The sequence below is a fragment of the Azotobacter vinelandii CA genome (assembly GCF_000380335.1).
Classification (GTDB): Bacteria; Pseudomonadota; Gammaproteobacteria; order Pseudomonadales; family Pseudomonadaceae; genus Azotobacter; species Azotobacter vinelandii.
The window spans coordinates 699,066-713,061 of sequence record NC_021149.1 but is presented as its reverse complement, the minus strand read 5'-3'; the positions used below and the strand labels follow the sequence as shown (position 1 = coordinate 713,061).

General features: G+C 69.7%; 12 protein-coding genes. 5 read left to right on the top strand and 7 right to left on the bottom strand.

Going from position 1 to position 13,996, the window contains the following annotated elements:
• Positions 1–49: 49 nt before the first annotated feature.
• From miaA to AVCA_RS03445, 5 genes are all read right to left on the bottom strand, one after another.
• Positions 50–1,021 carry a tRNA (adenosine(37)-N6)-dimethylallyltransferase MiaA gene (miaA, locus tag AVCA_RS03465; protein ID WP_012699424.1) on the bottom strand — a complete coding sequence of 324 codons (972 nt, stop codon included), beginning with the start codon at positions 1,019–1,021 and terminating at the stop codon, positions 50–52.
• Between the two features lie 76 nt (positions 1,022–1,097).
• The gene (gene mutL, locus AVCA_RS03460; RefSeq protein WP_012699423.1) at positions 1,098–3,023 is read right to left on the bottom strand and encodes a DNA mismatch repair endonuclease MutL; all 1,926 of its coding nucleotides are present in this window, start codon (positions 3,021–3,023) and stop codon (positions 1,098–1,100) included.
• Positions 3,020–4,447: an N-acetylmuramoyl-L-alanine amidase gene (locus tag AVCA_RS03455; protein WP_012699422.1), complete on the bottom strand. Its 1,428-nt coding sequence runs from the start codon at positions 4,445–4,447 to the stop codon at positions 3,020–3,022. The genes mutL and AVCA_RS03455 overlap by 4 nt, the downstream gene beginning before the upstream one ends.
• A gap of 20 nt (positions 4,448–4,467) precedes the next feature.
• Positions 4,468–4,938: a tRNA (adenosine(37)-N6)-threonylcarbamoyltransferase complex ATPase subunit type 1 TsaE gene (tsaE, locus tag AVCA_RS03450; RefSeq protein WP_012699421.1), complete on the bottom strand. Its 471-nt coding sequence runs from the start codon at positions 4,936–4,938 to the stop codon at positions 4,468–4,470.
• Positions 4,923–6,425 carry a bifunctional ADP-dependent NAD(P)H-hydrate dehydratase/NAD(P)H-hydrate epimerase gene (locus AVCA_RS03445; RefSeq protein ID WP_012699420.1) on the bottom strand — a complete coding sequence of 501 codons (1,503 nt, stop codon included), beginning with the start codon at positions 6,423–6,425 and terminating at the stop codon, positions 4,923–4,925. Before AVCA_RS03445 ends, tsaE begins: the two co-directional genes overlap by 16 nt.
• A 59-nt stretch (positions 6,426–6,484) precedes the next feature.
• Here AVCA_RS03445 and queG point away from each other — a divergent pair, with 59 nt between their 5' ends.
• Positions 6,485–7,549: a tRNA epoxyqueuosine(34) reductase QueG gene (queG, locus tag AVCA_RS03440; protein ID WP_012699419.1), complete on the top strand. Its 1,065-nt coding sequence runs from the start codon at positions 6,485–6,487 to the stop codon at positions 7,547–7,549.
• 15 nt (positions 7,550–7,564) lie between these two features.
• Here queG and orn read toward each other — a convergent pair whose 3' ends face one another.
• Positions 7,565–8,107 (bottom strand): oligoribonuclease, encoded by a 543-nt coding sequence (gene orn, locus AVCA_RS03435; RefSeq protein ID WP_012699418.1) that lies wholly within the window; start codon positions 8,105–8,107, stop codon positions 7,565–7,567.
• An 84-nt stretch (positions 8,108–8,191) separates the two neighbouring features.
• Here orn and rsgA point away from each other — a divergent pair, with 84 nt between their 5' ends.
• The 4 genes from rsgA to AVCA_RS03415 all read left to right on the top strand — a co-directional run bounded on the left by rsgA (position 8,192) and on the right by AVCA_RS03415 (position 12,489).
• On the top strand, positions 8,192–9,223 hold the full coding sequence (rsgA, locus tag AVCA_RS03430; RefSeq protein ID WP_012699417.1) for a small ribosomal subunit biogenesis GTPase RsgA: 1,032 nt from the start codon (positions 8,192–8,194) through the stop codon (positions 9,221–9,223).
• 53 nt (positions 9,224–9,276) lie between these two features.
• Positions 9,277–10,092, top strand: coding sequence for a thiosulfate sulfurtransferase (locus AVCA_RS03425; RefSeq protein ID WP_012699416.1), 816 nt, complete (start codon positions 9,277–9,279; stop codon positions 10,090–10,092).
• A gap of 9 nt (positions 10,093–10,101) precedes the next feature.
• Positions 10,102–10,962, top strand: coding sequence for an archaetidylserine decarboxylase (gene asd, locus AVCA_RS03420; RefSeq protein ID WP_012699415.1), 861 nt, complete (start codon positions 10,102–10,104; stop codon positions 10,960–10,962).
• 453 nt (positions 10,963–11,415) lie between these two features.
• A complete protein-coding gene (locus AVCA_RS03415) occupies positions 11,416–12,489 on the top strand; it encodes an NAD(P)-dependent alcohol dehydrogenase (RefSeq protein ID WP_012699413.1) in 1,074 nt (357 codons plus the stop codon).
• A 148-nt stretch (positions 12,490–12,637) separates the two neighbouring features.
• Here AVCA_RS03415 and serB read toward each other — a convergent pair whose 3' ends face one another.
• On the bottom strand, positions 12,638–13,852 hold the full coding sequence (gene serB / locus AVCA_RS03410) for a phosphoserine phosphatase SerB (protein ID WP_012699412.1): 1,215 nt from the start codon (positions 13,850–13,852) through the stop codon (positions 12,638–12,640).
• Positions 13,853–13,996: the final 144 nt, after the last annotated feature.

The following is a 13,996-nucleotide window of genomic DNA, read 5'->3' as shown; positions in this document are numbered from 1 at the left end:
AATGGCGGGCCGCCCCTGGAAAACCCGAAACGGCAGCAAGGACTGGAATTCAGGCCAATATGGCGGCCGTCTCCAGGTATTTCAAGGTGCGTTGAAGATTGTCGTCCCCCAGACTGTCCAACCAGTGAAGGTCGGTCCAGTTACGCAACCAAGTGAACTGCCGCTTGGCCAGTTGGCGTGTCGCGATGATGCCGCGCTCGACCATCTGCTCCCGTGTCAGTAGGCCATCCAGATATTCCCATACCTGCCGATAGCCGACCGCACGCATGGAGGGCAGGCTCGCATGCAGATCGCCGCGCCGCCACAGAAGCTCGACCTCGTCGACGAAGCCCTGTTCCAGCATCAGGCGGAACCGCCGGGCGATCCGCTCGTGCAGAATCTGCCGCTGCGTCGGCGCAATTGCCAGATGGACGACAGTATAAGGCAAATGCTCCCCGGCCGACCTGTCGGATAGAGGATTTTGCGCAACCTGACGCAAGCGGTGGGCCGTCATCGACAGGCCACTGACCCGATAGACCTCCAGAGCCCGCACCAGACGCTGGGGATCGTTGGGATGGATGCGCGCCGCCGACTCCGGATCGACCGTCGCCAGTTCCCGGTGCAGGGCCGCCCAACCTTCCGCGGCGCCCCGCGCCTCCAGCTCCGCGCGTAGCGCCGGATCGGCGCTCGGCATGTCCGCCAGCCCCTCCAGCAGGGCCTTGTAGTACAGCATGGTGCCGCCTACCAGCAGGGGGATGCGCCCCCGGGCGCTGATCTCGGCCATGGCCGCCAGGGCATCGTCGCGGAATTCAGCGGCGGAGTAGCTTTCCGCCGGATCGCGGATATCGATGAGACGGTGGGGAAACTCCGCCAGCAGCGCCTTCGCGGGCTTGGCCGTACCGATGTCCATGCCCCGGTAGACCAGCGCCGAGTCGACGCTGATCAGCTCGCACGGCAGGACCCGCGCCAGCTCCAGCGCCAGGTCGGTCTTGCCGGAAGCGGTCGGCCCCATGAGAAAGATGGCGGGAGGCAGGTGGGACATCGGCGGGCTCGGCACGAACACGAAAGGGGGCATAGTTTCAGATGCCGGACAACGGGCCGCAAGCGGCCGCGTCCGGTCAACGGCCGCGCAAGAACAGCTTGTCGAGGTCGGCCATACCCAATTGCGTCCAGGTCGGCCGCCCATGGTTGCACTGGCCGCTACGCTCGGTGCTCTCCATGTCGCGCAACAGGGCGTTCATCTCCGGCAGGGTCAGGCGCCGGTTGGCGCGCACGGAGCCATGGCAGGCCATGGTCGCCAGCAGTTCGTTGAGATGGGCCTCGATGCGGTCGCTGCTACCGTACTCCAGGAGATCGGCCAGCACGTCGCGCACCAGTTGGCCCGCCTCGGCCTGCCGGAGCAGGGCCGGTGTCTGGCGGATCGCCAGCGTTTCCGGTCCGAGGCGCTGCAACTCGAATCCCAGCCGCTGGAACCACTCGGCATGCTCCTCGGCGCAGTCCGCCTCGCGCTGGCTCAGGGCCAGCCCTTCCGGCACCAGCAGCGGCTGGCCGCGCAACCCCTCGCTGGCCATCGCGGTCTTCAGCCGCTCGTAGGTGATCCGCTCGTGGGCCGCATGCATGTCCACCAGCACCAGCCCTTGGGCATTCTCGGCGAGGATATAGATGCCCTTGAGCTGGGCCAGGGCATAGCCGAGCGGCGGAATGCCACCCGGCGAGGTGTCGCCCAGCGAGGTATCGCCCGACGAAATACCGCTCTCCTCTCCCGTCCGGGTCGCGGGCTCGGTCCGCGGCTCGGCCAGCGGTGCGAAGAACTCGCGATACACCCCGCCGGCCTCGGCGGAACGCGCCGGGCGCGGCGAAGGAGCCTGATAGCCGGCGCCCGCGCCTTTCCAGGCCGCCGGCCTGGCAGGCTCGCGCGCGGGCGGGGTAGCGGACAGCGGCATCTCCTCCTGTCCACGGAACTCGCCGGCGGCGGCCCCGGAAGCTGGCGCCGGCGGCGCCACGGCAGCAGGCGCCGCCAGACGATCCTCGGGACGCACCTCGCCCAGGACACGATGCAGGGTCCCGTAGAGGAAGTCGTGGATCATGCGGCTGTCGCGGAAACGCACCTCGTGCTTGGTCGGGTGCACGTTGACATCCACCACCGCCGGATCGACCTCGAGGAACAGCACGAAGGTCGGATGCCGACCGTTGAACAGCACGTCGCGATAGGCCTGGCGCACCGCGTGGGCGACCAGCTTGTCGCGCACCATGCGGCCGTTGACGTAGAAATACTGCAGATCGGCCTGGCTGCGCGAGAAGGTCGGCAGGCCGACCCAGCCCCACAGGCGCAGGCCGGCCCGCTCGACCTCGATGGGCAGCGCCTGCTCCAGGAAGGCCGGCCCGCAGACCGCCGCCACCCGCCGCGCCCGCGCCGTCTCGTCGCCGGCCTCGTGCAGGGCCAGCGCGCTGCGGCCATTGTGGCGCAGGTGGAAGGCCACGTCGAAGCGCGCCAGGGCCAGGCGCCTGACGACCTCCTGGAGGTGCTCGAATTCGGTCTTCTCCGCGCGCAGGAACTTGCGCCGCGCCGGCGTATTGAAGAACAGGTCGCGCACCTCGACAGAGGTGCCGACCGGGTAGGCCGCCGGCTGCACCCGCGCCTCCATGTCGCGCCCCTCGGTTTCCACCTGCCAGGCCTGCCCGGCATCGGCGGTACGCGAAGTCAGGGTCAGGCGCGCCACCGAGCCGATCGAGGCCAGCGCCTCGCCGCGAAAGCCCAGGCTCGCCACCCGCTCGAGATCCTCCAGTTCGCGGATCTTGCTGGTGGCGTGGCGGGCCAGGGCCAGCGGCAGGTCGTCGGCGGCGATGCCGCAGCCGTCGTCGCGCACCCGCAACAGCTTGACGCCGCCCTGCTCCACCTCGATGTCGACGCGCCGCGCGCCGGCGTCCAGGCTGTTCTCCAAAAGCTCCTTGGCCACCGAGGCCGGCCGCTCGACCACTTCGCCGGCGGCGATCTGGTTGGCCAGCCGCAGGCTCAGCAGTTGGATGCGCGCCGGGCCGCTCATGGCTGCCCCGCCAGGGTGGCGGCCGGGATGTCGAGGACCTGGCCGATCTTCAGGTCGTCGTTCTTCAGGCTGTTGGCCCGACGCAGCGCCACCATGTCGACCTGATAGCGCTCGGCGATCAGCGCCAGGGTTTCGCCGGAGGCGACCACATGCTCCTGCCGCCCGCGGGCGATCTTCCCGGAGTCGCGCAGCCAGGCGATATAGGTGCCCGGCGGCGGACTCTGGTGGAAGAACTGGCGCACCCCGCCATGGATGGCGCGCGCCAGCGCCTGCTGGTGACTGCGGGTCTGCAGTTTCTCGGACTCGCCGGGGTTGGAGATGAACCCGGTCTCCACCAGGATCGACGGGATGTCCGGCGACTTCAGCACCATGAAGCCGGCCTGTTCCACCCGTTCCTTGTGCAGCGGGGTGATCCGCCCCATGTTGCTCAATACCTTTTGGCCGATGTTCAGACTGGAGGACAGCGAAGCGGTCATCGACAGATCGAGCAGGACGCCGGCGAGCATGCGGTCCTTGTCTTCCAGACTGACGCTGCCGGCGCCGCCGATCAGGTCCGAGCGGTTCTCGCTATCGGCCAGCCAGCGTGCCGTTTCCGAAGTCGCGCCGCGATCGGACAGGGCGTAGACCGAGGCACCGAAGGCCGACGAGCGCGGCGCGGCGTCGGCATGGATGGAGACGAACAGGTCGGCGCCCTTCTTGCGGGCGATCTCGGTACGCCGGCGCAGCGGGATGAAATAGTCGCCGGTACGCACCAGTTCGGCGCGAAAGCCCTTCTCGGCGTTGATCTGGCGCTGCAACTCGCGGGCGATGGCCAGCACGACATGCTTTTCCTGCGCCCCCTGCGGGCCGATCGCGCCGGGGTCCTCGCCGCCGTGGCCGGCGTCGATGGCGACCACGATGTCGCGCTTGCCCCTGGGCAGCGGCGTGGTCGCCTTCGCCGCCGGCTTGGTCGGCGTCACCACCGGCGCCGGCAGCGGTACCGTCCGAGCGCTCGCGACGCGCGTCGGCGGCAACTCGGGAGCTGCGGCCGGTTCCTGGTCGAAGAGATCGAGCACCAAGCGATGGCCGTACTGCTGGTTGGGCGCAAGGGTGAAACTCTTGGGCACCACCGCCTTGGACAGATCAAGGACCAGGCGCAGGTCGTTCGGCGTCCGCTGCGCCGCGCGCAGGCCGCTGATCGGGGTGTTGCCCAGGGCGAGCTTGTCCAGTTGGGTGCGCAACTGGGCGCCACTGACGTCGATGACGATCCGGTGCGGTGCGGTCAGGGTGAAGACGCTGTGCTGCACCTGGCCGCTCAGATCGAAGACCAGGCGGGTGTTGTCCGGAGCCCGCCACAGGCGCACGCCACGTACCTCCGCAGCGGCCAGGGCATCGACGGCCAGGGCGGCGAGCAGCAGGCCGACGACGCTAGCCCAGGCGCGCATGGGAATAGCCCACATATGTTCTAGTTCTCCTGAGCCAGAGAGGCGCACCAGGCCTCGCCCCGTGCGCCATGGGGCGACAGGCGCAAGGTGCGGCCTCCCGCTTGCGGGGTAATGGTGATGTCGAGGTCCGGCTTCGGCAAAAAGCCCGAGCCACGCTGCGGCCACTCGACCAGGCACAGCGCATCGCCCTCGAAATAGTCACGAATGCCAAGAAATTCAAGCTCTTCCGGATCGGCCAGGCGATACAGGTCGAAGTGGTAGGCCTGCCGCTCACCGATCCGGTAAGGCTCGACCAGGGTGAAGGTCGGACTCTTCACCGCCCCGGCATGCCCCAGGCCGCGCAGGATGCCACGCGACAGGGTGGTCTTGCCGGCGCCGAGGTCGCCGTGCAGGAAGATGGTCCCGCGCCCCCCGGTGAGTGCGCCGAGGCGCTCGCCAAGGGCCAGTTGGGCCGCCTCGTCGGCGGCGAAGAGGCTCAGTCCGGGAGGCACGGCGAATGCTCCTCCAGCAACTGGCGGATCGCCGGGAACAGATCGCTCGCCACCAGCCCGCGGCCCTGCGCGCCCAGTCGCTCGCCCGCCCGGGCATGCAGCCAGACCGCCAGCGAAGCCGCCTCGAAAGGCTCCAGCCCCTGGGCCAGCAGGGCGCCGACCAGCCCGGCGAGAACATCGCCGAGCCCCGCCCCGGCCATCGCCGGGTGACCGTGGTCGCACAGCGCCAGACGCCCCTGCGGATCGGCCACCAGGCTGCCGGCGCCCTTGAGAACGACCACCGTGCCATGGCGCCGCGCCAGGGCGACGGCCGCCGCCGGCCGGTCGGCCTGCACCGTACCGATGTCGCTGCCCAGCAGACGCGCGGCCTCGCCGGGATGGGGCGTCAGCACGCCCCGCGCGGGTGCGCCCACCGCGCCGGCGGCGAGCAGGTTCAGCGCGTCGGCGTCCCACACCTGTGGCCGGTCGAGGCCGGCCGCCGCCGACAGCAGGCTGCGCCCCCAGGCTTCCTGTCCGAGTCCCGGCCCGACCACCAGCACGTCGGCCCGGGTCATCAGCGCCAATGCCTGATTGGCCGACTCGACGCCGCGGCTCATCAACTCCGGCCGCCGAGCCAGCGCCGCCGGCACGTGCACGTCGCGGGTCGCCAGGCTGACCAGTCCCGCGCCGGCGCGCAGGGCGCTCTCCGCGCTGAGCAGCGCCGCGCCGCCGAGACCGAGGTCGCCGCCGACCACCAGCACATGGCCGAAATGCCCCTTGTGCGCGGTACGCGGCCGTGGCGCCAGACAGGCCACGCCGCCGACCGCCAGCCGCCGGGCACTGACCGGCTGCGCGGCGACGATGTGCGGATCGGCCGCCAGGTCGTCGAACACCAGAGTACCGACGTGGTCCGGCGCCTCGCCGGTGAACAGCCCCAGCTTGAGGCCGATGAAGGTCACCGTCAGCCCGGCGCGTACCGCCACGCCCAACGCGCAACCGGTGTCGGCGCTGAGCCCGGAAGGAATGTCCACCGCCAGCACCGGCAGGCCGCTGGCGTTGATCTGGCGGATCGCCTGGGCGTAGGGCTCGCGCACCGCACCGCCGAGGCCGGTGCCGAGCAGCGCGTCGACCAGCACGCCGTCCAGCGCCGCGCATTCGCTCCAGGGCTCGATCGCCACCCCGGCCTGCCGGGCCTCGTCCCGGGCCAGGGCCGCATCGCCCTGCAACTGCTGCGGGTCGCCCACGGCCAGTACCCGCACGCGCCAGCCGGCGCGCTGCGCCAGCGTGGCGACCAGATAGCCGTCGCCGGCATTGTTGCCGCGCCCGGCGAACACCGTCGCGGCGCCGGCCCGGGGCCAGCGCCGGCGCAGGGCCCGCCAGGCGGCATGGGCGGCACGCCGCATCAGTTCGAAGCCGGGGGTGCCGGCGGCGATCAGACGTGCGTCGAGTTCGCGCACCTGGGCGGCGCTGTAAAGGGGAAGCGGCAAATTTTCCTGGATGTCTGGCATGCGTCGATCGGCTCCGGGGTCTGGCAGAATTATCGCATCTAACACAGGTTTTCTTCAGCATGTCCGCCAACACCCCCGACCTCGTCCGCCTCGCCCAGTCGATCAAGGACTGGGGCCGCGAACTGGGCTTCCAGCAGGTCGGCATCGCCGGCATCGAGCTGAGCCGGCACGAAGCCCACCTGCGGCGCTGGCTGGCGGCCGGCTACCAGGGCGAGATGGACTACATGGCCGCCCACGGCGACAAGCGTTCGCGTCCGGCCGAACTGGTGCCCGGCACCCTGCGGGCGATCTCGCTGCGCATGGACTACCTGCCGGCCGATACCCGGATGGCCGAACGCCTCGCCGCACCGGAAAAGGCCTACCTGTCCCGCTACGCCCTCGGCCGCGACTACCACAAGCTGATCCGCAAGCGCCTGCAACACCTGGCCGAACGCATCCAGGGAGAAATCGGCCCGTTCGGCCATCGCGCCTTCGTCGACAGCGCCCCGGTGCTGGAAAAGGCCCTCGCCGAGCAGGCCGGGCTGGGCTGGATCGGCAAGAACACCCTGCTGCTCAACAAGAAGGCCGGCAGTTGGTTCTTCCTCGGCGAGCTGTACGTCGACCTGCCCCTGCCCACCGACGCCCCCCATGTCGGCGAGCACTGCGGGCGCTGCTCGGCCTGCCTGGACAGTTGTCCGACCGGCGCCTTCGTCGGCCCCAGGCTGCTGGACGCCCGGCGCTGCATCTCCTATCTGACCATCGAGTTGAAGGGCTCGATCCCCGAGGAGCTGCGTCCGCTGGTCGGCAACCGGGTGTTCGGCTGCGACGATTGCCAGTTGGTCTGCCCCTGGAACCGCTTCGCCCGCCCCACGCGGGAAGGCGACTTCCAGCCGCGCCACGGCCTGGACAACGCCGAACTGGCCGCCCTTTTCCTCTGGAGCGAGGCCGAATTCCTCGCCCGCAGCGAGGGCTCGCCGCTGCGCCGTGCCGGCTACGAGCGCTGGCTGCGCAACCTGGCGGTCGGCCTGGGCAACGCCCCCTCGACCATCCCGGTGCTCGAGGCGCTCGAGGCGCGCCGCGAGCATCCCTCGGCGCTGGTGCGCGAGCACGTGCTCTGGGCGCTGCGCCGGCACGGTCGGGATTGACCCGCCCCTCGACCCTCAATACTTGATGAAATGCTCGCGATAATGGCACAGTTCGGCGATGGATTCGCGGATGTCGTCCAGCGCCAGGTGGGCGGCGCTCTTCTTGAAGCTGTCGCGCACCTGCGGCGCCCAGCGTCCGGCCAGCTCCTTGAGGGTCGAGACATCCACGTGGCGGTAGTGGAACCAGGCCTCCAGGCCCGGCATGTAGCGGGCGAGGAAACGCCGATCCTGACAGATGCTGTTGCCGCACATCGGCGACTTGCCCCTGGGTACCCACTGTTCGAGGAAGGCCAGGGTCCGGGCCTCGGCCGTCGCGGTATCGATGCGGCTGTCACGGACCCGCTGGGTCAGGCCGGAGCGGCCATGCTGGCGGGTGTTCCACTCGTCCATGCCGGCGAGGATCTCGTCGCTCTGGTGCACGGCGATCACCGGTCCCTCGGCCAGGATGTTCAGCTCGCTGTCGGTGACGATGGTCGCCATCTCGATGATGACGTCCCTTTCCGGATTCAGACCGGTCATTTCCAGGTCGATCCAGATCAGATTCTGCGGGTTCTGCATGGCTATACTCCGTGGCTTTGCCGCAGTTTAGCAGGGCCGGCCCATGCTAAACTCGCCGCCCCCAGCCACCCGACCTCCCGAGCCATGGCCAAACGCCAACTGACCCGCCGCCAGAGCTGGCGCATCGAAAAGATCCAGGAAGAACGTGCCGCCCGCGCCGCCAAGCGCGAGTCACGCGCCGTGGAAGAACTGGAGGGCGGCGACCTCGGCCCCGAGCAGAACGGCCTGGTGATCGCCCACTTCGGCGTCCAGGTGGAGGTCGAGGCCGAGGACGGCGAGCTGGCCGGACAGGTCTGCCGCTGCCACCTGCGCGCCAACCTGCCGGCACTGGTCACCGGCGACCGGGTGGTCTGGCGCGCCGGCAACCAGGGGGGCGGGGTGATCGTCGCGCAACTGCCGCGGCGCAGCGAACTGTGCCGGCCGGACATGCGCGGCCAGCTCAAGCCGGTGGCGGCCAACGTCGACCGGATCGTCATCGTCTTCGCCCCGCTGCCCGAGCCCCATGCCAACCTCATCGACCGCTACCTGGTCGCCGCCGAGCACGCCGGCATCCGCCCGCTGCTGCTGCTGAACAAGGCCGACCTGGTGAACGAGGAAAACGCCGCCGGCCTCGACGCCCTGCTCGCCACCTACCAGCGTCTCGGCTACCCCCTGCTGGAGGTCTCGGCCCGCCAGGGCGCCGGCATGCAGGAACTGCAGGCGGCGCTGGACGGTCATGTCAGCGTCTTCGTCGGCCAGTCCGGGGTGGGCAAGTCGTCGCTGGTCAACAGTCTGCTGCCCGGGGTCGACACCCGCGTCGGCGCCCTCTCGGAACAGACCGGCAAGGGCATGCACACCACCACCACCGCCCGGCTGTTCCATTTTCCCGGCGGCGGCGAACTGATCGACTCGCCCGGCATCCGCGAGTTCAGCCTCGGCCACGTCAGACGCGCGGATGTCGAGGCCGGCTTCATCGAGTTCCGCGACCTGCTCGGCCATTGCCGCTTCCGCGACTGCCGGCACGACCGCGAACCCGGCTGCGCGCTGCTCAAGGCCCTCGACGAAGGCCGCATCCAGCCGCAGCGCATGGCCAGCTACCGGCATATCCTCGCCAGCCTGCCCGAGCCCGAATACTGAAAACCGCCTTTGTCTTACAATTCTCCCTCCTCAACCCTGCCTGGAGCCATGCCATGGACGATTTCGCTTCGCTGCCGCTGGTCATCGAGCCGGCCGATCTGCAGGCTCGCCTGTCGGCGCCCGAGTTGATCCTGGTCGACCTGACCAGTGCCGCCCGCTACGCCGAGGGACACATTCCCGGCGCGCGTTTCGTCGACCCCAAGCGTACCCAGCTCGGCCAGCCGCCGGCGCCCGGCCTGCAGCCGCCCAGGGAACAACTGGAAAGCCTGTTCGGCGAACTCGGCCACCGCCCGGAGGCGGTCTACGTGGTCTACGACGACGAGGGCGGCGGCTGGGCCGGGCGCTTCATCTGGCTGCTCGACGTCATCGGCCAGCAGCGCTACCACTACCTGAACGGCGGCCTCACCGCCTGGCTGGCCGAGGACCGGCCACTGTCCCGGGAACTCCCGGCGCCGGCCGGCGGCCCCGTCGCACTCAGCCTGCACGACGAGCCGACCGCCAGCCGCGACTACCTGCTGGGCCGGCTCGGCGCCGCCGACCTGGCCATCTGGGACGCCCGCTCGCCCCAGGAGTACCGCGGCGAGAAGGTGCTCGCCGCGAAGGGCGGGCACATCCCCGGCGCGGTCAACTTCGAATGGACCGCCGCCATGGACCCGAGCCGCGCCCTGCGCATCCGTACCGATATCGCCGGACGCCTGGAGGAACTGGGCATCACCCCGGACAAGGAAATCGTCACCCACTGCCAGACCCATCACCGCTCCGGCCTGACCTACCTGATCGCCAAGGCCCTCGGCTACCCGCGGGTCAAGGGCTACGCCGGTTCCTGGGGCGAATGGGGCAACCATCCGGACACGCCGGTGGAGCTTTAAGGAAACCCGATGAAAGACCGTCTGTTCCTCCTCGGCCAGCACCTGCTGCCCCACCACCTGCTGTCGCGCGCGGCCGGCCGGCTCGCCGAATGCCGCGTTCCCTGGGTCAAGAACAGCCTGATCAAGGCCTTCGCCCGCCATTTCCAGGTCGACATGGGCCAGGCGCTGATCGAGGAGCCGACCGCCTACGAGCATTTCAACGCCTTCTTCACCCGCGCCCTGAAGGCGGACGCCCGCCCTCTCGACCCGACGCCCGGCGCCATCCTCAGCCCGGCCGACGGCGCCGTCAGCCAGCTCGGGAGCATCGAGCAGGGCCGTGTCTTCCAGGCCAAGGGCCACAGCTTCAGCGTGCAGGAACTGCTCGGCGGCGACACGGCCAGCGCCGCGTCCTTCCAGGGCGGCAACTTCGCCACCGTTTATCTGTCGCCCAGGGACTATCACCGCGTGCACATGCCGCTGGCCGGCACCCTGCGCGAGATGATCCATGTACCGGGTAAGCTGTACTCGGTGAATCGCCTCACCGCGGAGAACGTCCCCGAGCTGTTCGCCCGCAACGAGCGCCTGGTCTGCCTGTTCGATACCGAGTGCGGCCCCATGGCCGTGGTGTTGGTCGGCGCCATGATCGTCGCCAGCATCGAGACGGTCTGGGCCGGGGTGGTCACCCCGCCGCCCCGCCAGATCAAGCGCTGGCGCTACGACGAGGCGACGCATCCGCCGGTCCGCCTGGACAAGGGTGCGGAACTCGGGCGCTTCAGACTCGGCTCGACGGTCATCCTCCTGTTCGGAGCGGACCGGGTACGCTGGCGCGACGGGCTCGCCCCCCTCGGAGAACTGCGCATGGGCCAGGCGATCGGCCAGGCATCCGTCTGAGCGAGCGGCATCCGTGGCGTCCTGAAGAACTACGGCTGCGGCCACGGCGAGGGCACGCTGCCGCTCCATTTCGGCCGCGCGTCCGGTCTCTTCAACACGCTTCGCCACCTGCCGGTGGACTACCTCAAGGTTCCCCGACCGCTACCCTCGCCGGCGAGGCGGCCCGGGAAAGCCCCGAGGCCCTGCTCCGGGCGAGCTGCATGCCAGGGGCAAGCCGAGCATGGTGCCGGGCATCGGCAGCGCCGGCGCACTGGCGCCCCCTGGCAGGCCGGGGTCAGCTACGTCCAGGGGCATTACCTGCGGGCGCCGGACCACGAGTTCCCGCGCGAGGCGTAGCGCGGCCGGGCTGACATGCCATGCCGGTCCCTTCCCGAAGGTTGACCTGGGTCCGGGTCGCGGCTCGCGACATGCGCCTAGACTGCCAACATCGCCCGCCCGGAAAAGGAGACCGCCATGCCCATGATGAAAGCCGCCATGTTCGTCGAGCCCGGCCGCATCGAACTGCAGGACAAGCCCATCCCCGACGTCGGACCGGACGACGCCCTGGTGCGCATCACCACGACCACCATCTGCGGCACCGACGTGCACATCCTCAAGGGCGAATACCCGGTGGCCTCGGGCCTGACCATCGGCCACGAGCCGGTGGGCATCGTCGAGAAGCTCGGCAGCAACGTGAAGGGCTACAGCGAAGGCCAGCGGGTCATCGCCGGCGCCATCTGCCCGAGCTTCACCTCCTATGCCTGCCAGGATGGCTACCCGTCCCAGGACGGCGGCTGCGCCTGCCACGGCTACAAGCCGATGGGCGGCTGGCGCTTCGGCAACAGCATCGACGGTACCCAGGCCGAATACGTGCTGGTGCCCGACGCCCAGGCCAACCTGGCGCCGGTGCCGGACGGCCTGAGCGACGAGGAAGTGCTGATGTGCCCGGACATCATGTCCACCGGCTTCGCCGGCGCCGAGGCGGCGAACATCCGGATCGGCGACATCGTCGCGGTGTTCGCCCAGGGCCCGATCGGCCTGTGCGCCACCGCCGGCGCCAAGCTGCGCGGCGCCAGCACCATCATCGCCATCGACGGCGTCGACGAACGCCTGGAGATCGCCCGGCGCCTCGGCGCCGACGTCACCCTGAACTTCCGCAAGGTGGACGTGGTGGACGAGATCCTCCGGCTGACCGGCGGGCGCGGGGTGGACGCCTCGATCGAGGCGCTGGGCCTGCAGTCGACCTTCGAGAGCGCCCTGCGCGTGCTCAAGCCGGGCGGCGCCCTGTCCAGCCTGGGCGTCTACTCCAGCGACCTGACTATTCCCCTCGGCGCCTTCCACGCCGGTCTCGGCGACAACCGCATCGTCACCTCGCTGTGCCCCGGCGGCAAGGAACGCATGCGCCGCCTGCTCAACGTGGTCGCCTCGGGGCGCGTCGACCTCAAGCCGCTGGTCACCCACCAGTACCGGCTGGACGACATCGAGGCCGCCTACGACCTGTTCGCCCACCAGCGCGACGGCGTGCTCAAGGTGGCGATCAAGCCCTGACCTACCTAAGAGCCTGTTCACGATCTCGCGAGCTAAGGGCATGCAAGGCAAAAACAGGCGAGGAAGCGGAGTTTACGCAGGGTAAATGAGCATTCCGAGCCTGTTTTCAACGCAGCAGGGCCAACGCGCAGCAGATCGTGGACAGGCTCTAACGGATGCCGTCGCGGTCGCGATAGCCGAGCAGGTAGAGGATGCCGTCCAGGCCGAGGTTGGAAATCGCCTGCCTGGCCGACTGCCTGACCAGCGGCTTGGCGCGGAAGGCCACGCCGAGGCCGGCCAGGCCGAGCATCGGCAGGTCGTTGGCGCCGTCGCCGACGGCGATGGTCTGCTCCAGCGACAGGCCCTCCCGCTCGGCCAGTTGGCGCAGCAGGTCGGCCTTGCGCTGACCGTCGACGATCGGCTCGACAGCCACCCCGGTGACCTTGCCGTCGACGATTTCCAGTTCGTTGGCGAACACGTAGTCGATGCCCAGCCTGGCCTGCACCTGGCGGGCGAAGTAGGAGAAACCGCCGGAGAGGATCGCCGTCTTGTAGCCCAGGCGCCTGAGCTCGGCGAATAGCACCTCGGCACCCTCGGTCAGGCGCAGCGAGGCGCCGATCTCCTCCAGCACCTCCTCCGGCAACCCCTTGAGCAGCGCCAGGCGCTCCTTGAAGCTGGCGCGGAAGTCCAGCTCGCCGCGCATCGCCCGCTCGGTGATGGCCGCGACCTTGTCGCCGATGCCGGCAGCCTTGGCCAACTCGTCGATCACCTCCGCCTCGATCAGCGTCGAATCCATGTCGAACACCGCCAGACGGCGGATACGCCGGAACAGCGTGTCGAGCTGGAAGCCGATGTCGACGTTGAGCTCCTGGGCCGTCAACAGGAATTCCGCGCGCAGCGCCGCCGGATCGGCCGGCTCGCCACGCACCGAGAACTCGATGCAGCCCTTGCTGCGCGCCTCCGGCGTGTCCAGGGGCAGACGTCCGGACAGACGGTCGATCTGCTCGATTTCCAGGCCGTGGCGGGCGGTGATCGCACTGACCCGTTCCAGTTGCGCGGCGCTCACCCGGCGCGTCATCAGGGTGACGATGTAGCGCGGCTTGCCCTGGTCGGCGACCCAGGCCGCGTACTCGGCTTCGGAAACGGAGGTGAAACGCACCTGCTGCCCGAGCCCGTGGGCGACGAACAGCAGTTCCTTCTGCAGGATCGACAGTTCGCTCCCGGCCGGGACCTCGACCAGGATGCCGAACGACAGGGTGTCGTGGACGACCGCCTGGCCGATGTCGAGGATGCCCGCCCCGCAGCGGGCCAGCGCGCCGGTGACGGACGCGGTCAGGCCGGGACGATCCGGCCCGGTGAGGTTGATCAGGACAATTTCGCGCAAGGCGCCGTCTCCCATGGCAAAGAAGGCGGCATTCTAGCAGGGCCCGCCGCACCGGGCGCTTCCCGGCCGGCCGCCCACTCCGCCGAACGTACCCCGCCGGGCGGTTTCCCCCCGTCAAGCCTTACTGCGCGCCCCCGGCATTCC

Coding starts and splice junctions, on each gene's coding strand:
- miaA (WP_012699424.1), bottom strand. CDS start 1,021: ATGTCCCACCTGCCTCCCGCCATCTTTCTCATGGGGCCGACCGCTTCC.
- mutL (WP_012699423.1), bottom strand. CDS start 3,023: ATGAGCGGCCCGGCGCGCATCCAACTGCTGAGCCTGCGGCTGGCCAAC.
- AVCA_RS03455 (WP_012699422.1), bottom strand. CDS start 4,447: ATGCGCGCCTGGGCTAGCGTCGTCGGCCTGCTGCTCGCCGCCCTGGCC.
- AVCA_RS03445 (WP_012699420.1), bottom strand. CDS start 6,425: ATGCCAGACATCCAGGAAAATTTGCCGCTTCCCCTTTACAGCGCCGCC.
- queG (WP_012699419.1), top strand. CDS start 6,485: ATGTCCGCCAACACCCCCGACCTCGTCCGCCTCGCCCAGTCGATCAAG.
- orn (WP_012699418.1), bottom strand. CDS start 8,107: ATGCAGAACCCGCAGAATCTGATCTGGATCGACCTGGAAATGACCGGT.
- rsgA (WP_012699417.1), top strand. CDS start 8,192: ATGGCCAAACGCCAACTGACCCGCCGCCAGAGCTGGCGCATCGAAAAG.
- AVCA_RS03425 (WP_012699416.1), top strand. CDS start 9,277: ATGGACGATTTCGCTTCGCTGCCGCTGGTCATCGAGCCGGCCGATCTG.
- asd (WP_012699415.1), top strand. CDS start 10,102: ATGAAAGACCGTCTGTTCCTCCTCGGCCAGCACCTGCTGCCCCACCAC.
- AVCA_RS03415 (WP_012699413.1), top strand. CDS start 11,416: ATGCCCATGATGAAAGCCGCCATGTTCGTCGAGCCCGGCCGCATCGAA.